At 39.8% G+C, this 26,551-nt stretch carries 21 protein-coding genes; 1 reads left to right on the top strand and 20 read right to left on the bottom strand.

The window, feature by feature from the left end; translation table 11 throughout:
• Positions 1–409: 409 nt before the first annotated feature.
• The 17 genes from alsS to IGJ49_RS09400 all read right to left on the bottom strand — a co-directional run bounded on the left by alsS (position 410) and on the right by IGJ49_RS09400 (position 22,336).
• Entirely contained in the window at positions 410–2,071 is a 1,662-nt protein-coding gene (gene alsS, locus IGJ49_RS09320; protein ID WP_065096024.1) for an acetolactate synthase AlsS, read from the bottom strand.
• Between the two features lie 266 nt (positions 2,072–2,337).
• Positions 2,338–2,889 carry a GNAT family N-acetyltransferase gene (locus tag IGJ49_RS09325; RefSeq protein ID WP_062804993.1) on the bottom strand — a complete coding sequence of 184 codons (552 nt, stop codon included), beginning with the start codon at positions 2,887–2,889 and terminating at the stop codon, positions 2,338–2,340.
• Between the two features lie 51 nt (positions 2,890–2,940).
• The gene (locus IGJ49_RS09330; RefSeq protein ID WP_126134186.1) at positions 2,941–3,057 is read right to left on the bottom strand and encodes a putative metal homeostasis protein; all 117 of its coding nucleotides are present in this window, start codon (positions 3,055–3,057) and stop codon (positions 2,941–2,943) included.
• A 35-nt stretch (positions 3,058–3,092) separates the two neighbouring features.
• Positions 3,093–3,242 carry a 50S ribosomal protein L33 gene (gene rpmG, locus IGJ49_RS09335; protein ID WP_010735066.1) on the bottom strand — a complete coding sequence of 50 codons (150 nt, stop codon included), beginning with the start codon at positions 3,240–3,242 and terminating at the stop codon, positions 3,093–3,095.
• Positions 3,243–3,504: 262 nt separating this feature from the next.
• Positions 3,505–4,521 carry a family 20 glycosylhydrolase gene (locus IGJ49_RS09340; RefSeq protein WP_169058341.1) on the bottom strand — a complete coding sequence of 339 codons (1,017 nt, stop codon included), beginning with the start codon at positions 4,519–4,521 and terminating at the stop codon, positions 3,505–3,507.
• Positions 4,522–4,651: 130 nt separating this feature from the next.
• Complete coding sequence (locus IGJ49_RS09345) at positions 4,652–6,049, bottom strand: M24 family metallopeptidase (protein WP_438723231.1); 1,398 nt, start codon at positions 6,047–6,049, stop codon at positions 4,652–4,654.
• Positions 6,046–6,813, bottom strand: coding sequence for a DeoR/GlpR family DNA-binding transcription regulator (locus IGJ49_RS09350; RefSeq protein WP_010735063.1), 768 nt, complete (start codon positions 6,811–6,813; stop codon positions 6,046–6,048). The genes IGJ49_RS09345 and IGJ49_RS09350 overlap by 4 nt, the downstream gene beginning before the upstream one ends.
• A 249-nt stretch (positions 6,814–7,062) precedes the next feature.
• Positions 7,063–7,857, bottom strand: a complete 795-nt coding sequence (phnX, locus tag IGJ49_RS09355) for a phosphonoacetaldehyde hydrolase (protein WP_023519934.1) — start codon at positions 7,855–7,857, stop codon at positions 7,063–7,065.
• Positions 7,850–9,001, bottom strand: coding sequence for a 2-aminoethylphosphonate--pyruvate transaminase (gene phnW / locus IGJ49_RS09360; RefSeq protein WP_010735061.1), 1,152 nt, complete (start codon positions 8,999–9,001; stop codon positions 7,850–7,852). Before phnW ends, phnX begins: the two co-directional genes overlap by 8 nt.
• A 10-nt stretch (positions 9,002–9,011) precedes the next feature.
• Positions 9,012–10,010, bottom strand: coding sequence for an extracellular solute-binding protein (locus IGJ49_RS09365; RefSeq protein WP_438723234.1), 999 nt, complete (start codon positions 10,008–10,010; stop codon positions 9,012–9,014).
• Positions 9,937–11,622 (bottom strand): ABC transporter permease subunit, encoded by a 1,686-nt coding sequence (locus IGJ49_RS09370; protein ID WP_194179817.1) that lies wholly within the window; start codon positions 11,620–11,622, stop codon positions 9,937–9,939. The genes IGJ49_RS09365 and IGJ49_RS09370 overlap by 74 nt, the downstream gene beginning before the upstream one ends.
• A complete protein-coding gene (locus IGJ49_RS09375) occupies positions 11,619–12,401 on the bottom strand; it encodes an ABC transporter ATP-binding protein (RefSeq protein WP_023519938.1) in 783 nt (260 codons plus the stop codon). The genes IGJ49_RS09370 and IGJ49_RS09375 overlap by 4 nt, the downstream gene beginning before the upstream one ends.
• A 310-nt stretch (positions 12,402–12,711) precedes the next feature.
• Positions 12,712–14,475 (bottom strand): 1-deoxy-D-xylulose-5-phosphate synthase, encoded by a 1,764-nt coding sequence (locus tag IGJ49_RS09380; protein WP_096081607.1) that lies wholly within the window; start codon positions 14,473–14,475, stop codon positions 12,712–12,714.
• Between the two features lie 165 nt (positions 14,476–14,640).
• Complete coding sequence (locus IGJ49_RS09385; RefSeq protein ID WP_066025237.1) at positions 14,641–15,018, bottom strand: hypothetical protein; 378 nt, start codon at positions 15,016–15,018, stop codon at positions 14,641–14,643.
• 21 nt (positions 15,019–15,039) lie between these two features.
• Positions 15,040–15,696, bottom strand: a complete 657-nt coding sequence (locus IGJ49_RS09390) for a hypothetical protein (RefSeq protein ID WP_438723236.1) — start codon at positions 15,694–15,696, stop codon at positions 15,040–15,042.
• Positions 15,697–15,755: 59 nt separating this feature from the next.
• Positions 15,756–16,295 carry a hypothetical protein gene (locus tag IGJ49_RS09395; protein WP_010735054.1) on the bottom strand — a complete coding sequence of 180 codons (540 nt, stop codon included), beginning with the start codon at positions 16,293–16,295 and terminating at the stop codon, positions 15,756–15,758.
• A gap of 20 nt (positions 16,296–16,315) precedes the next feature.
• On the bottom strand, positions 16,316–22,336 hold the full coding sequence (locus IGJ49_RS09400) for an InlB B-repeat-containing protein (protein WP_438723238.1): 6,021 nt from the start codon (positions 22,334–22,336) through the stop codon (positions 16,316–16,318).
• Between the two features lie 774 nt (positions 22,337–23,110).
• Here IGJ49_RS09400 and IGJ49_RS09405 point away from each other — a divergent pair.
• Entirely contained in the window at positions 23,111–24,613 is a 1,503-nt protein-coding gene (locus IGJ49_RS09405) for a helix-turn-helix domain-containing protein (RefSeq protein ID WP_224434103.1), read from the top strand.
• Between the two features lie 212 nt (positions 24,614–24,825).
• On the opposite strand, the gene IGJ49_RS09410 is transcribed toward IGJ49_RS09405, so the two are convergent.
• The 3 genes from IGJ49_RS09410 to IGJ49_RS09420 form a co-directional block, all read right to left on the bottom strand.
• Positions 24,826–25,818 carry a zinc-dependent alcohol dehydrogenase family protein gene (locus IGJ49_RS09410; protein ID WP_438723239.1) on the bottom strand — a complete coding sequence of 331 codons (993 nt, stop codon included), beginning with the start codon at positions 25,816–25,818 and terminating at the stop codon, positions 24,826–24,828.
• A 170-nt stretch (positions 25,819–25,988) separates the two neighbouring features.
• Complete coding sequence (locus IGJ49_RS09415) at positions 25,989–26,126, bottom strand: hypothetical protein (protein ID WP_023519946.1); 138 nt, start codon at positions 26,124–26,126, stop codon at positions 25,989–25,991.
• Positions 26,123–26,290: a hypothetical protein gene (locus IGJ49_RS09420; protein WP_023519947.1), complete on the bottom strand. Its 168-nt coding sequence runs from the start codon at positions 26,288–26,290 to the stop codon at positions 26,123–26,125. The genes IGJ49_RS09415 and IGJ49_RS09420 overlap by 4 nt, the downstream gene beginning before the upstream one ends.
• Between the last annotated feature and the right edge of the window lie 261 nt (positions 26,291–26,551).

Here is a 26,551-nt window from a genome sequence, read left to right on the forward strand (position 1 = left end):
TTAACGTAGTAGTTGCAATGCACCTCAAAAAGTTAAATTCTATTTGGCTAGTTACGGGCAGAGAGTATTATAATCCAGTTTTTTTCCAGCTCAATGTAAACTGTGGTAAACACTTGATGAATTTTTATCTTTTAAACCGCTTGTGTCTTCATCCATACTAGCGTAGATTTTAAAAAGCAGTAATACGCTCTCTTTCATTATTTTTGTGCATACTCTCACAAGAGCATTTGAATAGTTTCTAGCATCCTCTTGGAGAAAAAAGGGCATTTTATTCGGCAATTATTGGCAATTTTTCACAAATTCCATTGAGAATTTTTCTTATATGTTTCACAAAAAAAATCCCTGAACTCTTAGAGGTTCAAGGACTTCTTTTTTATGATTTTGATATTTCACAAATCACGCTATTTTTTCAATAAAATTGGTCTGGTAAGATCGTTTCACCTAATTTTTCATTATCTCGATAGTCAATCGGGATATCGATGATGACTGGTCCTTCTGTAGCAAATCCTTCTTCTAAGGCAGATGCCAATTCTTCTGCATTGCTTACTCGCAGACCTTTAGCGCCAAAAGCTTCGGCATATTGAACAAAATCAACTGGACCAAAATCAACCCCTGATGCTCGATCATATTTCATGATTTCTTGAAACTCGACCATATTATAACGACCATCATTCCAAATCAAATGAATGATCTTCAATTTTTTACGCACAGCTGTTTCTAAGTCTTGGGCAGAAAATAAGAAGCCACCGTCACCTGATACAGAGATTACTTGCGTATTTGGACGAACTAGTGCAGCAGAGATCGCCCAAGGAAGTGCAACGCCTAACGTTTGCATGCCATTACTGAATAGCAAATGACGTGCTTCATAACTTCTAAAGTGGCGGGCCATCCAAATATAATGACTACCTACATCAACCGTCACAGTCATGTCGTCTGTTACTTTCGATTGCAGTGTATTGATCACTTCTAACGGATGTAAGATCCCGTCTTCACTACTGGTTTCACAAATATCTCGTGCCTTCAACTTTTCTTGCAACGTATTTAAATATTCTTGCGCATCTGCTGATACTTGTGTTTCTTCTAATGACTCTGTCAGTAAATCTAATGTTGCAGAAATATCCCCGATTAGTTCACGTTCTGGTTGCATGTAACTGTCGATTTCAGCTGGTGTTTCATCAATGACGATGATTCTAGCATCTTTTTCAGCATTCCAGTTTCTCGCTTCATATTCGATTGGATCATAACCAATCGCAATCACTAAATCACTCCGTTTTAACAGCATATCTCCTGGTTGATTGCGGAATAGACCTACTCGACCAAAAAAGTGGTCTTCTAATTGACGAGAAATGACACCGGCTGCTTGGAAAGTTTCTACCACAGGCAATCCTGTTTTTTCAACAAGCTGACGAATGGCTGCTGTTTCATCTTTACTTGATCCACGCATTCCAACTAACAATACAGGTAACTTCGCTTCACGAATCCGTTCAACCAGATAGTCGATATCTCCTGAAGATGCTGAGCCTAATTTAGGATCTTGTAATGGTTTGATGACCTCACTTTTGACTGGTGCATCTACCACATCTTGAGGGATACTGATAAAACTAGCGCCTTTTTTCGAACTCTTTGCCATTCGATAGGCATTAGCGATAATTTCTGAAATTGTTTCAGGATCTTGGATCTCTGCACTATATTTTGTGATTGGTTCAAACAACGCAGCATTGTTCATGCTTTGATGTGTTAATTTTAATAAATCACTTCGTTTTACTTGCCCTGCGATTGCCAACACGGGATCACCTTCTGCTGTTGCTGTGACTAGTCCGGTTGCTAGATTACTCGCACCTGGCCCACTTGTCGCAATCACCACACCTGGTTCTCCAGTAATACGACCAATTGCTTGCGCCATAAAGGCAGCATTTTGCTCATGACGCGTCACGATCAACTCTGGACCATGATCTTCTAATTCATTGAATACTCCATCGATTTTCGCTCCTGGAATACCGAATACGTAATCAACTTGATGATTGATTAAACTTTCTACTACAGTTGTTGAACCTTGTTTTTCTTTAATCATTTCTTCTGATACAGTTTCGTCACCTTGTTTTTCTTTAATTACTTCTTCTGATACAGTTCCTACACCTTGTTTTTCCTTAAGCAACATGAGACACCTTCCTTTTCAAAGCTATTTACATGATCATTACATTATAAATAGAAATAATATTAATACAGATATTCATAACTGTTTCATCTATTAGTCTAGCACTTAATGAGTCATTTGTGTAGTAAGAAGCAAAAAAAAAAACATACATTTTTGTCACATGGACAAAATGTACATCTTTTTTATTGATTTTGATATTTTTTCCCTAGAATGATCAGGTCATTTTCTTGATTGCCCATATTGGCAACTTTTGGCAAATGTCCCCAAACGGCATATCCATTTTTGAGAAATAACTTTTTACTTGCCTGATTCACATCAAAAACAAATGCAAGCACTGTCTGGATTTTTAAACGATGCAGTTGAGTTTCCACAAAGGCAAGTGCGGCCTTACCTAAATGATGACCACGTGTCACTGGGTCTAGATAAATACTGATTTCCGCTGTCTGTTGATACGCAGGCCGACCATAAAAATCACTAAGGCTGATCCAACCGACGATATGATCGCCATGACGCATTACCCAAAGCGGTCTAGAATCAGCATGATGCGCCTCAAACCAAAGGACCCTCGAGTCAACCGTTATCGGTTCTAGGTCCGCTGTTGCTTGCTTCGATGCGATAGACTGATTATAAATGTCCACAATTCGCGGTAGATCCTTGATCGTTGCATAGGTATACTTGATATCGATTGGTTTCGCCCCCTTTATTTTTGAATAGTATAACACGTTTTTTATCATCGTTATACAGCAAAAAAAAGAGTTGTATCGAAACCAATGATATTACTACTATTAGTATTTATTCTTCAATCTTTTTGATTGTTGGATGAGTTTGAGCGCACGTTTTCGTGTTTTGATATTCGGGCTTTTCAATCGTCTATATGCGCTTGAAAGGTCTTGCTTTTCCATTTTATCCCCCCATTTTCTAGAACATTCATTTCACCTTATTTTACTTCTGTAAATAGCATTTTCTTTCTTAACTTTGGCGAATATTTCTTTAACGTTAATCGTTCCGGTGTATTTCTTTTGTTTTTACTCGTCAGATAGATTCGCTCACCCGTTTCTTTGCATTCTAATGTAATGTTTTGTCGCATGTTTTCTCCTTCTCTCACTCTTTTTTAGCAATTCAATCGTTGCCCTATTTTCAGCTTCGATCAAACCACTCAATTTTTAAATAGTAATGATTACGATTTATAAAATATAATATACGCTAGTAGCGAATTACTGTCAATAAAAAAACGAATGAAAATAACTTCAAATGAATGGATACTCATTTTAAACAATTAAAAATAACAAAAAAACTGATTTTCAATAGGCAACTACGTACGCCATCGAATGACAGTTTTTTTGTCTTTACTATTGTTTTACAGTTGTTTCTAGTAGTTCAAACAGATCGGCTAGTACAAACTCTGCTTGTGGCTCATCTGCCCAAATACCAACCATACTACCCATCACTGGTAATTCGGTATTGCTGACTACAGTGGATGTCGAAATTGTCGCTAGTGCGTTTTTTGCTGTATCAAAGGAGTAATGTCCTTGTTCACTTGTTTTTCGACCGATAACCCAATACCAGTGATCGTTCGTATTCACTAGTTGATGCCCTTGATCAAGTAAAAATTCGGCAGAACTGACGTGATAGTTGTCCCACCCTGCTGTCCAATAGGCAATCACTAAGTCTTGATCGAATCGACCAAATTGTTCTTTTTCCTCGTAGTAGATGCCGTCGTTAAATACGATCGGAATCATCCCATAGGTTTTGACCAGTTCAGCCAATTGATTGGTATAAGTGACAAAATCGCGATACTTCCCAGACTGCTGGAGTCCTCGCCATCCGCCATCAGTTAAATCATTGGCAAATTCATCGCAACCTATATTGAAGGAATTAGTGATCGTTGAGAAGTAGCTCACATATTTTTCAAGTAGTGCTTTGGTGAAAGCGACCGCTTCTTGATTATCCAAATCAAGTGTTCGAATCGACGTTTGATAACAAGGGTGTTCGATGCCTAATTGTTGCATTCCTGTTAGAATCGCGTCCATATGGCCAAGGGTATTGATAAGCGGGATCACTTCCATGTTTTCTGCCTTAGCCACACTAGCTAACTCTGCCATTTCTGTTTCCGTCAAATAAGTACCATTAGGATCATCATAGTACTGTTTTGTTCCTGCAATCAATGCTTCTTTGACTGATTGACTGGAATAAGTTTTTCCTTTGACAGTCAGCGTCATGTCATCCAGTAAAAAGCGTAATCCGTTATTTCCCAGCGCAAAAGAAATCGCCGTGTATCGACATTGACTTGCTTTTTTTATGATCTGGATCAATTGTTCTTTCGAAAAATATTTACGGCCATTATCAATCAATAAAACCTTTTTCATCTTTACCTCCACAAAAAGAAATCGTTTACATATTATACAATAAAGGAGGTCCAACGAAAATACTCTTTTGCACTTAAATAAAAAAATCCCCTCTCAACTAGATTACTCGATCGTTAAGAAGGGAGGTTGCTTATTCAACTGAATCTACACAGAATGCCTTTTCTTTGGCTAAAAAGAAGGGACGGAGATAGCCGACAGTGTTTGATAAAGGCAGCAATTCTTCACTTAAATGAATCTTCAAGACATCCGCTAAATATTGCTTACGTCTAACGATCCGCTCCCACATGTCTGGATATTGCTCTTTCAGTTCATTTCTCAATCCTTCATCTGCTAGTGCCACACATTCTTCTGCACTTACTCCAGTATATCCTGATACAGAAGGAATAATATCTAACTGGAAGATCATACCACTCTTGATGATTTCTTGCGAACCAGAATAAATGGGCGAGGCTAACCATTCTTCATCCGCCGTCAAGTGTCCTGGATTCAAATGCCAGTGATAGGTCACTTGTGGCAAGACTGTTTCAATCAATTGATATAGATCAGCCCCTTTCATTCCGATATGGATAGCTTCTAGCCAGCTGACGATAGCTGCATAATAAGGTTTTGCTACTCGATCCAGATAATCGGCTTGTTCTACTGGCAGTTGAGCTTCTTCTTCGATCACAAATCCTGTACGACTGGATAAGCCACCTTTGAAGCCTGTCGTCAATGACAGCGGATCACCGAATTGGATCGTTTTTGCTGTCGGATAAAGATTCGCAAATTCAAAACGGCGTCCAGTTGCAGCAATCGTGATCACTGTATTCGCTTGTCCTTGTCCGTGCAACAACTCTCCGATCTCGGATTCTTTCACACCAAGCTCAATGGCATCTAATGCACGTAGCATGCAAGACGAAGCAAGATTTGCCCCATATTCGTAGTGTGCGATTTCATTTGCATTGTTCGTGACACGCGCCCCTTCCTCACCAATCAATAGATGAGTGCCATTGACGATAGCAGTTTCCGCAGTGATTGCTTGTTTTAGCGCATCTACGATAAAGAATGGTACATCGAACAATTGGCTATTGTTTTGTGTCATAGACATAAACAACTTCCAACCGACTAACCCGATTTTCTTTCTATCTGCCACCTTTAATGATGCAAAAATAGCTGACAGGTTTTGTTCATGGTCCATTGGTTGATTCGGTAAAGAAAATGCTGGATAATGGATCAAATCCGCAGTGATCCGCGCATGGGCATTCATTTTTAGATTCTCATTCCCAAGAATCATCGTGAATTTGCCCGATTGATCTAACACCAATAATCCTTCTTCAAATCGCGGAATAAAGCCTGTAAAATATTCAAAATTACCACCATGCTCTTTATCTGCATATATCACCAACAGATCTATCGCTTCGTCTTTCATGCGTTCGATCGTTTTGTTGATCCGTTCGGTGATCGTGTCCTCCGTCAAAAAGACAGGGGGAACATCTGGAAAAATCGCTGGTTTTGGTATAGTTGTTAACTGGATGTTTTCTTTTTTCATTCATTCTTCCTCGCTTCTATGAGTTCTACATGGTTCTGAGTCAGTGCTTTGGCTAATGCTTTTGGAGGCTTTTGATCCGTGATCAAATAATCAATCGCTGATAAGTCGCTGACTTTATAAAAACCAGTTTTATCTAGTTTGGTATGATCCGCTAGCGCGATCACCCTACGTCCTTGTTGGATCATCTGACGTTTCACTAAGCCTTCTTCCTCTGTATGGATGAACAGTCCTTCGCTTGTCAACGCAAATACTCCAAGTAGTGTGTAGTCTGCTTGATAATTTTTCAACTGTTCCACTGTTTCCGTTCCAAATAAAAACAACTGTTCTTTGTGTAATCTACCAGGTAATAAGGAAATAGCTGTTTTCGGATGATGGGCTAGTAATAAAGCGTGAGATAAAGAATTGGTGACCGCATGGATTTTTTTGTCCGGCAGTTCTCTAATCACTGCTTCCACTGTGGTCGAAGAATCAAAGATGATCGAGGAAGGATCTGCCATTATTTCAAGCGCCTGCTCAGCCATTTGTTTTTTCACATCATTTAGGATCGTTGACCGTTGCTCATAATCAAAGATCGTTGCTTCTTTTTGAATCGCTAAAGCACCGCCATGGGTCCGTTTGATTTGGCGCTGTTTTGCTAACTGGATCAAGTCCCGACGAATCGTATCTTTAGACACATCTAAGCGATCTGCTAAATCTTCGATCGAAGCACTTTTTTCTTGATCAATCATTGTTTTAATACGTTGGATGCGTTCTTCCTTCAACATGACCGCTCACTCCTTTCATCTAAGATACGCTATTTTGCATTATTTTGCAATATTTTGCTGTTTTTTTCGTAAAATAAGTGGGCCACTAATTCTTTACCACCTAAAACCGAATAAATGGCAGGAACAGAAGTAACCTCTTCGAAAAAAATAAGGCGCCAGCCACAAAAATTGGAAGAACAATTTTCGCGGCTAGCGCCTTATTTTTCAAGGCTAAACATTTCGGTCTCGACCTCTTGATGGTTTATTGATTCAATTCATAACAGCTTGCTTCTCTTCAATTGTTTCAATGAGTCTTGGCAAATCAGAAAACCGATCGATCACATAATCTGCGCCAGCTTCTAAAAATTCTTGCCGCACCCGCTCAAAAAGTTTCTCTTTTTCAGTAGACGATAATTGCTGATACGTGTCAAAGGAATAACCAGCTTGTGAACTTCCTTCAATTACGCCCACAGAAAGAACTCCTGCATTCTTCCCTTCGAGTATATCAGAGATCGTATCTCCTAGTTTTAACACTTCTTGTCTATTTTCCTGTTTAAAATAATTCAAGTTCGTTAATAACATCTCTGGAGAGGGACGCCCTTTGCCGTCTACTTCATCTGGTGTGACGATGTGATCTGGCTGATACCCTTGTTCTTTCGCCTTCGCAACAACGATTGCCATCATTTCACTCGTATAACCAGTCGTACTGCCGATTTTGGTTCCTCGCTTACGTAAAGTTGCGACGGTGTCAAGTACACCAGGTTTCACTTCTGCATGATTTGCCAATTGCTGGAATAATACTTCTTCAAATGTTTCATAGATTGCCTCGATATCAGTAGTTTCAGGCTGACGTCCGTGAGTTTCTAACCAACTTTCAGCAATACGAGGCATTTCTAGCATCATTTGGATATGCTCGATTTTTTTCATTCCCATTGGCTCTCTGATTTCTCGTTCAGTCACAGTGATCCCTTGATGTTTGAATGCTTCGCGAAACGCCGACACCGGTGCCATACAACCAAAATCGACTGCTGTTCCTGCCCAATCTAAGATGACCACATTAATCATTTTTTCGCTCCTCCATATATTGCTGGATCAACCCAGCTACTTTTTCGATATCTTCCAGATAGATTTCACCAATATTCCCAATCCGGAAGCAATCAGTATCACTGATTTTCCCAGGATAGATCGCGTAGCCATGTGCTTTTAAATAGTCATAAAATGCTTGGAATTCGAATTGGATGTTCTCAGGATATTTGAATGACGTGATGAAAGGTCCCTGATTCTCACTAACATAGGCTTCAAACCCAATTTCTGCCATTCGTTCACGCAAACGCTCATTGTTCATCTGATATCTGTCATAGCGAGCATCGATACCACCTTCTTCCGCCAACTCTTCTAGCGCTTGCCAAAATGCGAGAACAGTATGGGTTGGTGAAGTGAAACGCCATTTCCCGTCTACATCCATCACACGAAATTGATCATACAGATCCATACTCAACGTGCGTGCTTGTCCGGCACTTTTTTTTAATAGCTCTTTTTGACAAATCACAAAACCAAATCCAGGTACTCCTTGGATACATTTATTTGCACTTGAAACTAGAAAATCGATTCCTAACGCGCCAACAGGGATCGGAATGCCGCCAAAGCTTGACATCGCATCGACGATAAAACATAATTTGTGTTTCTTTGTCACTGCTGAAATCTCTTCTAAAGGATTCAAAATACCAGAAGTCGTTTCACTGTGGATCATTGCAAGTGCAGTAATACCAGGATGCAACGCTAATAGTTCCTCGATTTTTTCAGCTTGTGGTGTTTCATTTTCAGCCACTTGATAAATCACATGATCAATGCCATGGTATTGAGCCATTTGCACCATCCGTTCGCCATAAGCACCATTTGTACAGATCAGTAAACGATCGGTCGCGCCAACAACTGAACTTAACACAGATTCAACTGCAAAGCTGCCACTTCCTTGCATCAAAACAGCTGTATAAGCCTCATTGGAGACACCAGCAAGATCAAGCAATCGTTGTCGAATCGCCTGAGTGATGACTTTAAAATCATCATCCCATGTACAATGATCGACAAGCATTGCTTCTTTCACTGTACGACTCGTGGTCAGAGGACCTGGTGTCAGTAATTTATAATTGATTTTACTGTGATTGATTTCTTTTTCATAATGTTCGATCACCTTTGTTTTTCCACTCATTTTCTTTCTCCTATTCAACTAGACTGGCATGTTTTTTTAGCAGATCTGGGGTTAATGCTTCCGGGAAAACTTTTTGATTTTTGGCGGTTTCAACCCCCGCTAGATCATCTGTTTCATAAAGTTTACTTGGGTAGAATTGTAATAAATCTGCCCGACCTTCTTTAAGGATCACATTCAACATTTCTTCGGCTAAAGGATTCGTCGCTTCTCCTTTATCGATCACCGCGAGTGATTCTGTTAAAGCATATGTTCCTTCACTTGGTTCCACAAAATCGATCGGCAATCCTTCTTTTTTATCTTTGATTGCTTGATGACGTAACCCAAAACCCAACGCCAATTCACCGACGCGGACTTTTTTCAACGGACCCGAACCAGACGCTTCAATATGGTCGCCTGCATTGTCATAAATATTGGCTAAAATCGCTTGTGCTTTTGTCTCTCCATATTGATCAATCAATCCTTGGAACAATAACCAAGCTGTTGAGGAATGGTTGATATCAGAAATCGCTAGTTGCCCTTCATAGATCGGATCAGCTAAATCAGCTAAACTTGTCGGTACAGGCAAGTCTGCTTCTTCCATTGCTTGAGTATTGTAGAAAATGCCCCCTTCTTGTGTCGTCATCGGTGCTTGGTAATTTGGCAGATCATCGATTGGTTGGACTTCTAATGCCAATTCTTTGAATATCAGTTCATTTTCTTGGACACCATCCAAATAGAACGTGCTCATTGTCACTAGACCCGCTTCAATATCTGTGCCTTCTGCCCAGAGTTTACCGCTCAATTCCGAAGTACCGAAGGATTGTAGCAAGTATTGGTTTTCAAATCCATTCGAATCAAGAACATCTTTGATGATTTGAACCGGCTCTTCATCTGCATTCGTGTATATTATGACTTTTTCTTCGTTACCGTTGGCATTCTCACTTGCGTTTGACGTACTACACGCCCCTAAAATTCCTAAAGCGCTGGCGAAAGACAGATAAATGAACCCTTTTTTGACTAATTTTTTCATTTGCTTCAAATCTCCTCATGATAGATTGCGCAAGTATTCTTGCGGTTAGATTGATCAACAATAATAAGATGGATAGGATAAAGATCTCAGTGAATCTGCCGAAATGTTGTAATTCTTTGATTTTGGTCGTGATCACCATCGTTCGGGCACTTGTCAAAAACACCACTGCACTGATCGTAACCATCGAATTTGTAAAATAGTAACAAGCCATTTCCACGATCGTCCGCTTTGAATTTGGAAGAATGATCCGAACCACTGTATCAAGCCAACTATCCCCCATCATCTTCGCTGTGTTTTCCCAGTTGGGATTCATTTTTAATAAGGCACTTTTCGCTAACTGATAAGGGGTTGCAAAATAATGCACCATGTTGGCAATCACCAAAATACTGATCGTACTTTGAAGAGTTGTTCCGCTAAACACCAGCAAATAGGCAATCCCTAAAACCATTCCTGGAATCGAATTCGTGACAGAAGCAAGACTATCGATCATTTTCAGGATCACGTTTTGTTTTGCGGATCTAGCGGTAAAAATGGCTGCCAAATAAGCAATAACTGTTCCAAACAACGCTGTCCATAAGGCAACGAATATCCCTGTATTCAACGTTCTTCTTAAATCAGACGTTTGTAGGAACGCTTCGATATGACGTGTAGTAAAAGTCATATCAAAGGGCCACCCTTCTACAAAAGGAAGAAGAAACATCACGAGGAAGACTCCTAAAATAAATAAACCACCAACTGTCAGTCCTACGCCAAAGAATAAATCTCTGACAGGGTTGCTTTTTACTGACGTATTTGTCCCGGGGGTTGCATGATCATTTTTTTGGATCTTACGCAAAAACAGAATGCTAACGATCGAAGGAACTAACATGATCAATGCAATGACGGCTCCTCGATTAAAGTCTGGGATCGAACCCATAAAGTACTCATACAATAAAGTCGTGATAAACGGTTCTCGCCCCCCCACCGCTACAGGTATACCAAAATCCGTAAAACTCATGAAAAAGGCTTGGACGAAAGCAACTCCAAATGTTTTACCCAAAGGTTGCAGGATTGTGATTTTCAATCCTCTAAAAAATCCGTCTCCCATCAATCTCGACACCGTCAAATAGCGTTTATCCAAATAATTCATGGCGTCATTCATCAATAAGAAAGTCACTGGGATCGTATAGATCAGTAATCCTAAGATCACACCTGATTTTCCATAGATCGAAAACAATTCTTGACCGACTAGACGTGTCCACAATCCTTGACGGCCAAAAGAATAGATCAACACAAACCCGTATGTGATGGTCGGTAATAACATTGGCAACATAAAGCATTTCTCAATCATCCACTTGAACCCCTTAGGTAGATTCGTAAAATGCATCCCGTAAGCAAACCAGAAACCAAGAAAGGTGGCAAAAAGTGCTGTGAGCCCAGCAATGAGCAAACTATTACTTAACGCATTTAGCCAATCGAAGTTCCTTGCTAGTTCCCTGAACAACTCAAAGGAAAATCCGCCTTCAACAGTCAACGCTTCTTTCAAAACATTCGCTAAGGGATAAAACAATACGAGGACAAAACCAAACAAGATGAACGCTGGCAGTAGTGCTTCTATTTTCATCTTTCTCATGAGAAGCGAACCACTTTTTCATGAACTACGCCGGTTGCTTGAGTAAAGATCCGTTCAATATTACGTCGTTTGATTTTTAGCTGATCGACAATAAATGCCTGTACAAAGGGTTCCATCGTGTTCGTCACGATTTCTTTTGGTGTACTGTATTGTGCGATTCGACCATCTTTCAAAACCATGATTTTATCAGAAAGGGTCAATGCCTCTTCTGGATCATGCGTAACGATGATCGTCGTTAAGTTCAGTTTTTTAGCAATCAATTGGATACGTTCTTTGATCGATTCTTTGATGACACCGTCCAATGCACTTAAGGGCTCATCAAGTAACAATACTTGGGGTTTCATCACCAGAGTCCGACCTAATGCCACCCGTTGTTTTTGCCCGCCAGATAGTTGGTGGATGCGTTTATCCAAATGATCATTCAAATCCAATAGATCGATCAATTCTTGCAATTCTTCTTTGGAAGTGATATTTTTTTGTTTTCGCAACCCGTACACCAAGTTTTCATAGGCACTTAGGTTAGGGAATAAAGCATAGTCCTGAAAGACAATATTAAATGGTCGTTTTTCCATGACCTGTTTTGTGATATCTTCGCCATCATAAAGTAGTTGACCATTTGTTGGTTGCTCCAATCCAAGGATGATATTCAATAAAGTTGTTTTTCCTGAACCCGAAGCACCGAGTATCGAAACGATCTCACCTTTAGCGATCGATACATTGATTTCTTTTAAAACTTCATGATGATTAAACGTCTTACTAATACCATCTAGCTTTAACATGCGTTCACTCCTTTGTTCTTTCTATACTGCTAATTGTAGAAAATCACTTTTTACTTCTGATTAACTTTAAGTAAATTATTTGTAGGAATATATATTTTTTGTGTAAATTTTCTAGTCATTTTCAGATAAGTATTTCTATAAAAAAACAGTGGCTTGCTTCAATGCGCTATCCTCAGCATTGAAAGCAGACCACTGTTTCAGTGATTACTTATTAGATCATTTTATTTATCTATTTGATGTAAATTTGGTTCAAGTGTAAGCTCGCTTCGTTCCAAATCGTTCTCCGGAAATAAGCACTTCTTCGACTTGATTATCGTTGCTCGGCAAGTGTTTCTTTAATATTTTTCACGATATTCTCTACTGTCAGCCCATTTTCCGCTAATAGTTCTGATGCTTCATAGCGATCATGAAAAGCTTTATCTAAGCCGTAAGTTTGTACACGAATCGTTGCATCTCCTAAATAGCCAGCGACCATTTGACCGTAGCCACCTTCCAAGAGACCATCTTCAAGTGTTACTACTATATCGTGCGTATCTTTAAGTTCATCCAGTAATTCAGTATCTAAACCAGAGATGAACGCTGGATTGATCACCGTAGCAGTTAGTTGGAGATGTTTCTTCAATTCAACAGCGACTTCTTCTGCCAAACCATAAAAATTACCTACACCAATGATTGCTACTTTTTCGCCTTTTTGGATGACTTTGTTCTTATATAACTGACTGTAATCTGTTCGATCTACTTTACCATAAGAAGTGATTGGGCCGACTGGTACGCGGATTGCCACTAATCGATCCGTTTGATCGATCGACCATTCAAGCATCGCTAAGTATTCTTCTTTAGTTGTCGGTGCTAAGTAGACTAGATTTGGGATATGACTCAAAAATGGAATATCAAAGATCCCTAAATGACTTTCATCATTCATTCCGTTTACAGAAGCAAGTGTCACGAGGATCGTACCTGATAAACGATTCAACGCTAAGTCATGAGAAATTTGATCGTAACTTCTTTGTAAAAATGGTGAATGGACTGCCCATACAGGTTTTACCCCGCCTTTAGCTAAACCAGCAGTCATCGTCGCCGCATGTTCTTCGGCAATCCCTACATCAACAAATTGTGCGCCAACTTGTTGACGTTGTTCCGGTGTAAATAAAATCATCGGTGTGCCTGCATTTACTGCCACAACTGTTGGATCATCCGCCATTTTGCGCAATAAGAAGTCTGTTGTTAGACCGCTATAGGTTTCTGCTCCTTTCGATCGCAGATACTCACCTGTTTCGAGACTAAACGGTCCACCCGCATGGAACTTTTCGCGATTTTCTTCTGCAAAGGAGAAACCTTTTCCTTTGACGGTATGGATATGCAACACAACTGGCTCTTTTTGATCTTTTACTTCTTCGAATAACTCGATCAAAGCAGCTAAATCATTACCTGCGTCAAGATAGCGATAATCAAGTCCTAATGCTTTAAAGAAATTGTTCGTGGCCTGACCATTCGTTTCCCTTAGCTCTTTGAGATTTTTGTAAAGTCCTCCATGATTTTCTGCGATCGACTGGTCATTATCATTGACGATAATGATCGTATTGGTGCCTAGTTCAGAAATGTTATTCAAACCTTCATAGGCTAAACCTCCCGATAAAGACCCATCGCCAATCACTACAACGACATTATTTTTTTCGTTTTTTAAATCTCTCGCCTTAGCTAAACCATTTGCTAAAGACAATGAAGTCGATGTATGTCCGATCGTAAAGAGATCATGTTCACTCTCTAATGGGTTCGTGTAACCTGAGACTTCCTGATAATGTGCTTGGTCCAAAAACGCTTGCGCTCTTCCTGTCAACATTTTATGCACATAGGTTTGGTGTGAGACATCAAAAACAAATTGATCTTTTGGTGAATCGAACACATAATGTAGCGCTACCGTCATTTCAACAACGCCTAGATTGGGGCCATTATGTCCACCATATTGGCTGATTTTTTGCAATAACGCGGCACGTGCTTCCTCTACCACTTGTTGAAGCTCTTCTTGCTTCAATTTCTTTAGATCTTGAGGACCTTTTATTTGTTTTAATAACATGAATTTCCCTCCTTTATTTCTGCTTAATCATACACCTTGAACCGAACTCTAAGTCAAGTGATTTTTTTAACAAATAATTCTGATTTGCGAAAATGTTGAACCTGCTGTTATAAAGCTATTTTTTATAAAAAAAAAAACGTAGATCCTTCAATCTACGGTTTTTATTTATTTCTTCGATGAATAGTTCACAATGATTTTACCCATTTTTTTTGGATTTCGTCGCTTGTCACGAATAATTTGATAACTAACAAGAACGATCAAAATCAAAATCACACCTGTCAAAACGTACAATACTTGTATTTGTTCTCCCAATGGTGGTAAAACGTTCTTTTTAGGCGGTGCGCTTGGTGTCACTGATTCTTTCGGATCATCGGTGTTCGGCTTTGTGGGGCTTGTTTCTTGTGTCGCATTTGAATCAAACTCTAGTTCTCCAGTGACTTCAATGGTATTAGAACTAGCTTCTATGTGCGTTTGTGGCAATCCAACGATCAATAGACTTAAAGCCATGAACAAACAAAGAATTGTTTGTTTTTTTTGTTTCATCCAATCACCTCACGATTTGAACTATGGATAAGGATCTCCAGCTTCATCTAGCGCTTCAATATTCAATGTCAACGTACTTGCAATTGAGATTGATCCTTTATCCGTTGGAAAATCAAGAACATCAGTATCAACATCCCCTTCAAAAGTAAACGTCGCTGTGCTTGCTCCTGTTAAATCACCAGGACGTGCATTCGGTGAAGCTAAAGTCATAAAGTCTTGTGATAAGGTTGAATTCACCGAACCATTTTCAATCAAAAGATTGCTGTCTCCTAAACTACCAACCAATGTTAACCGATCGATTGCTGAGATATCACCAGATGAAACTGCGTAATTTCCTAGAGTGATTTTTACTGGACGACCTGAATGATTGGTGATCGTATGCTCTCCACCTAGAATTGTCTTATAGTCTTCTGGTTCAGTGAAGAAGACCGCTTTTAAAGGTAACGTCACATTCAACCATTTATCTGGATTTTCTGGTTCTGGCGCTTCCGGATCTGTGTTATCAAAACCTATAGTTCCATCGATCGCCACATCTGCAGTCTTATCGATCGATCCACCTAATGAATTATCGATCGTTTGATCATCTCCGTTGATGACAATATCAGCTTGAACACTTGCCCCTGCTGCTAAAATCGTGCCGAATATCAAACCTGTTGCTAGAATATTTTTTGCTTTCATTTTGTTTTCTCCTTTATTTATGTCTTTATATCCTAAAGCATGATTGCTTTATTCCCTCTTTATTGATTGACATTGATGGTCACGTCAACCGTCGTTTTACCCATAAGCTTTTTATTTTCTAAATCATAAAACTCTAGTTCCACTACTCCTGGATGCGTGCCTGTCGTTAACTCTTTTGCTAATGTCAATTCGGTTACTTCATATCCAGGCTCCAATAAGCCTGTTTCATATAATGTTTCTTTAGAATCCTTCATAGACAATATGGCTTGTTGCCCATAACGATTGGTCGGCAAGTTTTGGATCCAGATATTGCCCGTTTTCCCATCCGCATTGACACTGACTTCTGGATACACATTGATAGTTACATTACTATCGTCTACCGCTTGATTGGCATATTTTTTCAGTTGATCGCCTGTCATTTTTTCCGCATGTTTGATTTCCGGAAAATCGTCCGACAAAATCTGCGTTGGTTGGATATTGACATACCAATACCAACCAATCGCAACAAACGCAAGCAATAATAAAAGAAGCGCCAGTAATCTTTTTTTCTTTTGTTGTTCATTTTTTTCAGTTATTTTCTGTGTTTCCTGTGTGATCATGTTCACCTTCTTGTGTGTGTTCAATTTATCTTCGCAGCAAGGTGTAAATTTAACTTGCCTGTTACTTTATTATTTTGTGTGGTATCCCCAAAATATTTTCCTGTAAAACCAAGCGACATTCGGGAATCTGACGGCACTGATTCCGCCCATTGAGTACCAGCAAAAGTACTTGCTTGTCCAACTAACGGCTTTTCAGATGGTGCCGCACCGATTTGTTGTAAATATAAAAACATCGATTCGCTCGTCGTCTCTTGTTCTGATGAATCTAAAAAGACAATATTTGAAGTACTTGCTAATTCCACATCGTTTTTGGTATGGAAGGAAACTGTCAGTTCTGTCGTTGTCGAATGATTGACCACCTCGTAATCATCACTAGTCACTTGATCGTCTAAGACATCAAAAGCCATCCGAACCGGTAACGTTACATGGATCGCTGGATCACTTTCCACCACAAAAGGAACGGTATATTCCCATGTGGCTGTTTCACCATTAACCAATGACTCGCTGACAACGATCTTACCAATCGTCGCTCCTTCTTTTGACGTATCAGGATATTGAGTGAAACCTTCAATTTTCAAGGTTGGATATTGACTGATATCTAAATATCGCCCAACTTGACGATCCATATCTTCACGAGACATTCCTAACACTGTTTTTTGTTCCCTTGGATTTAAACGATCGATGTTTATTCGTTCAAACCCCTTCGCAGTGATTTGATAACGACTTCGATTATCCGATATCCTTGACTGCACCACATTATCTTGGAAGTTGTCCAGTCTGCCATTGGCTTCTGCATGGAAAATTTCCACGATATCGCCTTTCGTAACTGATAGTCTTCGATTTGTTCCAAAACCATTCAATGTGTCTAACCTTTGATTGCCATTTACAGAAAAATCGAAATCTGGCGTTTGTGCATTCATTGGACCACTAGAAACAGTTGCTTGGTTATAGTGCCTGATTTGATAATACATATCATCTCCAAAATAGGGATGAACCGAAGTTCCAGCTAATGCACTATTATAGGTCGCAACAATTTGTGTTTGATCACTGTTCAAGCTTAAAGTTGCTGCTCGTAGGTCTGTTCCTTGAAAACTAATGCCTCTTACATTTAGCGAATGACCAAACTGATAAGTGACAGGAACATCGATCGTAGCTAATACTGTGCCATTTTTTGAAACCTCTACACGTGCAGCTTGACCATTCAGTGAATCAGGGAAACTTACAAAACGTGCATCATAATCCTCTGTTTCAGTTTGATCTTTGAAGACTGTGACAAAGTCTTTTGCCTGATAATCCGTTTCTCCATATCCATAGTTCAAAACTTGGTTCTTTGGCTGGATATCTGTATAATTTCCGATACCAGTAAAACCAATGATGCCTTGTTCATTGATGACCCCGATTGAAAAGCGTTCGGCATTATTCCGATTGATCTGGAATGTACCTGATGTGATCTCTCCTGCCAAGTCCGCTTGATATGGATTGAATAAGCGAACAGGTTGTCCTGCAAGATCTAAAGTTACTGTTACTTGGTTGGTTGAGACAGCTGTGTCTACTTCTGGTTGGATCGAGTGGAAGAACTCGACTGTTTGCGCTCCATTCGTCTGCCACCTCAAGTACGGATAAGTTCGATTGGCATTGCTCCCCAAAGCAAAACCTGTGAACCACTTTTCACCAAACCCAAGTTTAGTTATAGCTGTATCAATCAGCCCTATGGTGCTACTTGCTTCCCCCGCACCATTTGTCGTCGTTTTTCTTGTAGTGGTTGCATCAAAATATACATTGCTTGCTGTAATTCCTGTGGTAGTATTCGAAATTGGTTCTCCAGCAGTAAATCCTGCGACGAATAAATTCGTAAGCTTTGCGGTAGCAGTTGCACTTATCGCTCCGATCACCCCTTGTGCATTTGATGAACCAACACTATAATTGTCGGTCATCACTAACTGAGCATTGCCTTCGATCTTTCCGACAAAACCACCAGATCCACTAGTAACATTCCCAAGGATATAGCCATTGTGATAACTCTCATTGATCGTTACATTTCCTGCTAAACGACCAACAAATCCGCCAGCATAACTATTTCCACTTCGTAAATCACTCGAATTGATACTTCGCTCAATCTGCACTTGACCATTTTCTGTCACATAGCCAATCAATCCTCCACGATAGCTAGCAGTTAAAGAATTAACTGTCGAGCGAGTTTCACTATGTGTATCGATGATCGTAACTGTACCAGATACTTCACCGACCAGCCCGCCTAGATTCAAGGTATAATTATTACCACCAGTAAAATTCACTTTTGAACTAGCGTGATTTATGGTAAGCACGCCCGTCGTGCGACCGACGAGACCACCTAATAGACCGTTCGAAGTATTCGAGTGAAGATTACTTGATGCTTGGCTATTCGTAATCGTTAGTTGTCCATTGTTTTCTCCAATAAAAGCTCCACTTCCATTTGACTGGTTTGAAACAATGCTACTGTTACTATCCATCTGGATATTCTCAAGTTCAACCATATTTTCTGTACCAATTTGAGCAATCACCCCTGCTGTATAGTTGGTATATGACTGTCCTCTAGTATTCGTCACCCTCAAGTTTTCAAATGTTAGATTCTCAATTCGTAAAGAAGCATTCCCGACTGAGCGAATAAAGGCTAAGTCTATTTCTCCACTAGTCAATGTCAAATTCTTGATGACCGCATGATTACCGATCAATTTCCCTCCGTATACTTGTCTACCAGAAAAGATACCTGCATTTGCCATATCGATTGCTATCCCATCTTCTGGTTCAATCGAATAGTTTTCATCGTCTTGATCAAAAGGTGCTTGACGATTCAAAAAGCGACTGAGATCTTCTGCTGTACGAATGACCGTTTGCACATAATTTGCTGTCACTGTTGCATCTTCTGTCCCCATCGTGAAAGTAGCTGTTCGATTTTTTTGATCGACATTTGTCACGGTACTTCCTGTGCCCGTCACGCTAAATCCAACAAAACGATACCCTGTATTTGCTTCAGCCGCCTGAATCGTTGTTGTTTCCCCTTCGATAAAATTTGTTTGGTCAGCGTTTGGATCAGCTGCACTCCCTGCCAAGGGATCACGGGCCAGTGTCAAACTCATTCGCCGTGCGGTAAAGCCCACGACTCCTTGCTGATTGATGACACCAATCGACACTCTTGCAATAGATCCACGATTGAAAGTGAAGGTTCCTGCTGTCGCTTCACCAGCTAAGCCAGAACTATATGGATTGAATAGTTTCAATGGCTCGTTTTGTAAATCTAACGTTACCGACACTTGATTACCCGTTACTTGACGATCGACCATTGGATCGATGCTGTCAAAAAACATAGATGGTTGCGTATTTTGGGTCTGCCAACTCAAGTATGGATAAGTTTTATTCGTGCGTTGAGCCACTGAAAAGTCGGTTCGCCAACGACTCCCGAAACCTAGCGCAATAGTTGTTGACTCAATCAACTCTAGCGTAGTTTTCGCTTCACCTACTCCAGTCGTAGTTGATTTGTTCGTTGTACTGGAATCATAATACACATTGGTCGTAGTGATACCCATCGTATCTGAGGTAATGGGTTGTCCCCCTGTAAACCCTGCAACAAATAGTTGGCTGAGTGTCACTCGATCCGTTAATTGATTGATCCCGATCACACCATTGCTATTGGAGGAGCCGATGCTATAACTATCCACGATACCAAGTGCGCCATTGCCTTCGGTCATACCAATGAACCCAGCAGTTCCTAGACTTGTACTTCCTTGAACATGTCCATTGTGATAGCTTTCCTCGATTTTAGCAGTTCCTGACATCCTTCCGATAAATCCGCCCACATAACTGCTACTTCCTCGCATATCACTGGCATTGATACTTCGTTGGATCGTGACATCTCCTGAGAAGGTCACTCGACCAATCATTCCACCTCGATATGTCCCGCTCAATGAATTGATTGCTGTTTGGCTTTCACTCACAGAATCAGTGATTGTTACCTCACTGCTGGTTTCGCCCACTAGTCCACCGATATTTAATGTATATGAACCACCACCAGTAAAAGTAACTCGAGAAAGACTACTCTCAATGGTCAATGAACCGTCATTTTTACCAACGAGTCCACCCATTAGTCCATTAGCTGTGTTGGAATGTAACGTTCCTGAAACCTCACTGTTTTTGATCAATGCTGAACCTTGGTTGTTCCCGATCAATCCTGCACTTCCATCGGGTTGACTAGCAGTAATTTGACTGTTTTCATCGATCGTGATATTTTCAAGCTCAACTGACTTACTGCTTACTACTTGACCGATGATTCCAGCCACGTTAGACCGCGTCCTCGTATCATTGACGAGTACTCCTTCTAACTTCAAGTTCTCGATTCGTGAAAGGTTGCCACCGTTTAACGTTTGGATCAATCCAAGAGAAACGCCGGAATCTACTAATGAGAGATTTTTAATGATCGTGCCATTTCCGATCAGATGACCAGAAAATTGACTACGTCCTGAAAAATCACCTTCTCCTGACATGTCGATCGTTTGATTTGATTCTGGTTCGATCGTGTAAGTCTGGTCGTTTGCATCATAAGGAGACTCACTTCGTAAAAATTTTCCGAGATCATCGGCATTACGGATAATCGTTGAGGCGTATTCTGCTGTGACTGTCGCATTTTCAGTTCCCATGGTAAAGGTTGCTGTTCGATTTGCTAAATCAACATTTGTGATCGTACCATTACCTGTCACATTGAAACCAGCAAAACGATAGCCAGGAGAAGGTACGCCTGCTGTGACTGTCGTCGTTGCACCTACTACTAGAGTAGTCGTTGGTGCATCTGAATTACTTGCACTTCCGGCCTGTGGCGAATGTGCCAGAGTCAAGTTTCGATTACTCAACTCATAACATGCGGTAACGGTCGCATTTTGTGATCCCATAGTAAATGTGCCTGTGCGATTAGCTATATTCACATTCGTGATCGAACTTCCTGTACCACTCACATCAAACCCTGCAAATTGATATCCCGTCGCTGGGGCCGCCGCAGTCACTGTCGTTGTTTCTCCCATTTGAAGAGTTGTCTCTCCCGCTGTTGGGTTTCCTGCACTTTCTGCTTCCGGAGAACGTCCTAAGGTCAATGTTTGAAGTGTAATTGGTAGTTCAGTAAAGCTCCCTCGAATTGCCTGACGAACTGTCGCTGTGTAGTTCGGATAATATGCATGTGCAGGAAGGGTTCTCATATAGAAGTACGTATTAAAAATCCAATCTAGATCTATCGTAAATGAATTGGTTCGTGCACTAGTAATTGACGCAGCTCTAATTCGTTCCACAACAATGCTAAACTCATGAAAGTCTGCCAATACACCCTCTCTAACATCTGTAGGTGGTGATACAACTGCCGACTTTATATTGTACGGCGAGCTTTCTCGAACTGTAATTAAAAAGTCCCCTTGGTTATGTTCAATAACTGCATTTCCAAATTGATAGTCATTTCGAATAGGCATCGAATAGAAAGAAACCCCCGCTTGTAACAACGAGCCTATACTATCATTTGCGCTATCCCTATACAAATACTGCCTCGGCAAATTAACCGTGCCTTCAATCTTATCCCCTATCCTATTCCCTAATTGATCGCTACCATTCCACGATACCCTTGCACGGCTATCATTGGCAAAGAAATTAGCATATGTCGTTGGGAATTGCGTACGGCCGGGTGCATTCGCATTGCCTTGTAAAAATCTAGTAATAAAATGATGATCTAGACTCGTGAGTAAATTAGGTACATTCCGCAGACCGGGATCTAATTTTATTACCCCCTTATCCCCCTGGGTCTTTTCTTCCGAAGCATAGGTCTTTTGGGCGTCCCCGCTCTCTACAGGTACTTCTCTTGAAAGTTCATCGTTCTCTGTTGGGGAATCATCATCTGTTGATTCACTTATTTGTCCAGCAGTGCTCTCTTTTGTTGTTTCTGCTATAACACTGATACTATTTCCTAATGACGAGAAAAGCAGCAAGATAATTACAATAATATGTAAACTTTGTTTCTTATAAAAATGAGTCATTTCCTCCTCCTACTCTACACGTATTATTTGACGTGACGTAATCTGCTGATTTTTGGCAAAAAGTTATACTCAATGTATGGAATGTACTAATTTATAGTGATTCATTTTCTACTTAGTGTCTTCTATTGCACGATTGATTTCCTAAACAACTGTTCTTTACATTAGAACATGCCTACTTTTTTAGATATCGCTAGTTATATGTTCGACTAATTAAATAGCTGCACCCCTTTCTTAACCCAGATGAAACTACGATATTAAATAACGACGTAACAAAGCTGTTATTTTTTCATCTTTTGATTATAATAACACTAATCTACCCTTTGTTTATTTTTATTTTTTTTCGAACAAAAAAAAATAAAGCACTGCCTTATTTCTATAAGTTCTGTAATTCTAGTAATAGTCATTGGTTGCAATACATATATCTATAGCCAAAACTATTTTTTTATTATTCAGAAAAAAATATCACACTATACACCTAAGAAATTTTTGTATACTTTTTATTGAAAAAACAAAATATCTTCACTTATAAAAAATAACAAAATTATTTAAAAAATAATTATTCGATAAAAAACACGGCAATTCCAACTATTTCCCCTTAATTTAAAACAGATTATTTTTAAATTATAATGATTTTTTATTTCAAACGTTTGTTTTTTTTGTATACTTATAATATGCACATCTTTCCCTGAGCCTATCTAACTATGTGTTTTAACTTTAAAGAGAGACTATATTTCTTACATATTTATAGAAAAATAAAGATTGGAAGCCAGAATAATGGAAAATTTACCCATCACCTTACAACTTGATAATCAGTTTAAACGACAATATCAAATTTTAAATTTAGTACATAAAAATAAAACCAACCAGTTAACGCTCAATGATCTTTCTCTTAACTTAGAGAAGTCAAAACCAACACTAAAAAAAGACATCGAGGAAATCAACCATGCGCTGAATGAGCAGTGCGTTTCACTAAAGATTGATCACAAAGGACTACTATCGTTTCACTACAAAAAGGTAATGACGATCGATTCAATGATCACCTTATTAGCTAAAAGGACCATCACCTACCAGATCATGGATCTATTGCTTCATAATGTAACTTACTCAACCGATGAATTAGCCGATGCCTTGATGGTCTCTAGAAGTACAATTTTTAAAACGATCCGTCATATGAATAATATCTTGAAGGAATTCAGTGTGACGATCACCACTGGACCATTGAGTTTATCTGGTAGAGAAGAAGATATTCGTTTTTGTTTTTTTGCCTTTTACTCAAGTTTTGGCGATAGTACGATCATTGATTCAGATAGTGAAATCGATGCACAGTATTTAGTCGACGAAGGCCATAAAAGAGATCATGCCTTTTTACATTTTAGCCATTTTCGTGCCGCTTTATGGCTGTCGATTGCAAAAGCACGTTGGAAGTGTAAAAAACTTTGCAACTTAAATCGAAGTATCAAAGTGTTGATCAAAAGCAGCAAAGGCTTCTCTTCACTTGAGCCATTATTACAGGATTACTATCTTTCACGCTCCAATGAAACACTCTCATTAAATGAAACGATGTGGTTATACTTGGTCTCACTTCATTGTATTTCCTACACACGACAAAGTAATTTGGACGATGGTCGCTCCTATGCATTTTATCGAGAAGAAAGCCCGGGTGTCATCGAAGCGATCCAACGTTTTCTAGCGACTGTTTTCCCGGAACACATGATCAAAGACGGGACACTAGAAAAAATGGAAGCTTACTTGGTCAATGCGCGTTTACTTTCTAAAATGAGCCATACTTATGAATTACATTCACCCACGATGGTGACACAAATGAAGGCACGTTATTCTGAGCTCTACCAAGTATGGCTTGAAAAACTGACGATTCTAAAAAATAACCCATTATTTGGTTTTGTTCATATCGATTATCTTGCAGCTGCGTTGACAACGTTTCATGCTTCGCTGTTGATGAAGCAGTCGTATCGCCCTTTACGCATTTTGTTTACGATCCAAGGACCGCCATCTTTAGATGATTATATCCTGAATGAGATCGAGACACTTTTTATGCAACGGTCAACGGTCGAATTTCAAATTGAACATGCTGTCACAAAAGAATCGATCGAAACCTACCAAGCTGATCTCGTAGTTTGTAATTACGATCTTCATTTGATTGATGAACAGGTTTGTCGCATCCATCGAATCTCCAATGTACCGACGATAGCGGATTGGCGTCTTTTAATGGAGACGATCACTTATTTGTCTTTGCCTGCGTATTCAGAAACTAACTAAAGGAAAAACACTCCCTATTCTTTAGCCGTGATCTCAAAAAGACGTCGAAACAGACGTGTTTAACCTCGAGAAATAAGGCGCCACCCACGAAATTTGTTCTCCAAGTTTTCGTGGGTGGCGCCTTATTTTGCGAAGAGGTTTCTTCTATTCTTGCCGTTCATTCGGTTTTAAGTGGTACGAGAGGACGAATATCACACTCTCTTTTGATTGTCTCAGCCCTCTAATGAAACATTGAAATTTAAAAATATTTTCCTTTTTTTCTTTTCTGCTTCTACTAAAGCCTGGCGATACTCAGAAATTGGATATACGGGAGCGGTAGTTAGTAGATTCAATTGTCCCTCTTCAACCAAACGGAATAGTTGTTGAAATTGTTTTTGCCATTCTTCATTGGAAACCGAATCCGCCCAATGCCTTAGATGATAGACTTTAGCTTGGATCGGCAATGTTTGGATAAACGCCCAATCAACTTGTTGGCCAGAGAGTAACCCGATCGCAACGAACTTCCCATACGGTTGAATCGCTCGCGCCATGGTTTCACCGCTTTTCCCACCTACTTGATCAATCGCCGCCCTTACGCCTTTCCCCTTTGTATGTGCCAAAATTTGCGGCAACGTTGTTTCTTCATCCCAAAGAACGACCAAATCTGCTCCTAGTTCAGTTAACTCTTCTTTATATTTTTCGTGGCGAACGATTGCAATGACTTTAAATGATAAAATTTTACTCAATTGGATAAAAATTCTACTAATGGAAGAATTTCCTGCGTTGAGCAAAATATGATCTCCTTTATTCAGGTTCAATTCTTTTGTACAGATCAACCAGGCGGTTACAGGATTGATGTACATCTGGGCAGCTGTCAAAAGATCGACCGAAGAGGGAACAATAACTAATTCACTCTTGGGTACTGTGTGATAGGTTTGCCAAGTTCCTTCCCCTCGTAGAGGTAAAACGTATTGTCCTATCATTTGTTCATCCTGAGGATCAGTGACTTGGATCACTTTCCCGACACCTTCATACCCAGCAATTTGTGGCAAGTTGATGCGATGTGCATAGGCGCCGTGGATTGGAATCAAATCAGAAGGATTGATTGGAGCCACTAACATTTTGACCAAGACTTCTCCTTGTCTTAAAGAGAGTGGTTGCTCTGCTAGTTGCACAACCTCTTGTGGCAAGCCAAACGCTCGGTAAATCAGACAGTGATTTTTCATTTTTTTCTCCTTTGATGATCGTTGGATTCTTTTCACAAGTGTAACATTTACCTAAAATAAAAAGAAGACTATGCGCGCCTTAGAAACGAATAAACGGCGGAAACAGAAGTACGATCTTCAAAAAAAGACGACCACAAAAATTTTAAGAAGCGATTTTCATGGTTGTCGCCTTATTTATTGAGCTTGAATACTTTTATTCCCACCTCTTGTGGTATCCGTGAGATATCATAGTAACCGACTTCGTCTTTGACTGTCGATGCTTTGATCACTGGTCGTGCGTCGACTGGTTGACTAGATAAATCTGTCACAGTGGCCCGACTGCCGTTAAGATTGATTGATCATCCGTCTGTCCGACAGTCACAGCAGCATCCGCTACATTTAAAATGTACTCTTGTTGTGGAACTTGCTCCCCAACAACTGTGATTTTCACTGTTGTTTCCACACATTCATCTTGTTCAAGACCAATCGTCACTTCATATTCTCCTGGAGTATTTGTCCTACTAGTACAGTCACGTCTTTTGCTAAAATCGTATATTTTGTTTCTTCTTATTTCTCATTTAAAACTGTTACTTTTACTACTTTTTCCACACTGACACCTTCTTTTAAGCCAATGGTTATCTGGTATTCTCCTGGATTTGATTCAACGGTTGTTGCTTTGATATAAGGCGTGAAATCACTTAGAGGTTCCCTTCTCCATCAACAACTTTCGCATCTGCAGCCACTAAGAGTGACT

The organism is Enterococcus sp. AZ171, from assembly GCF_051714005.1.
Classification (GTDB): Bacteria; Bacillota; Bacilli; order Lactobacillales; family Enterococcaceae; genus Enterococcus_B; species Enterococcus_B pernyi.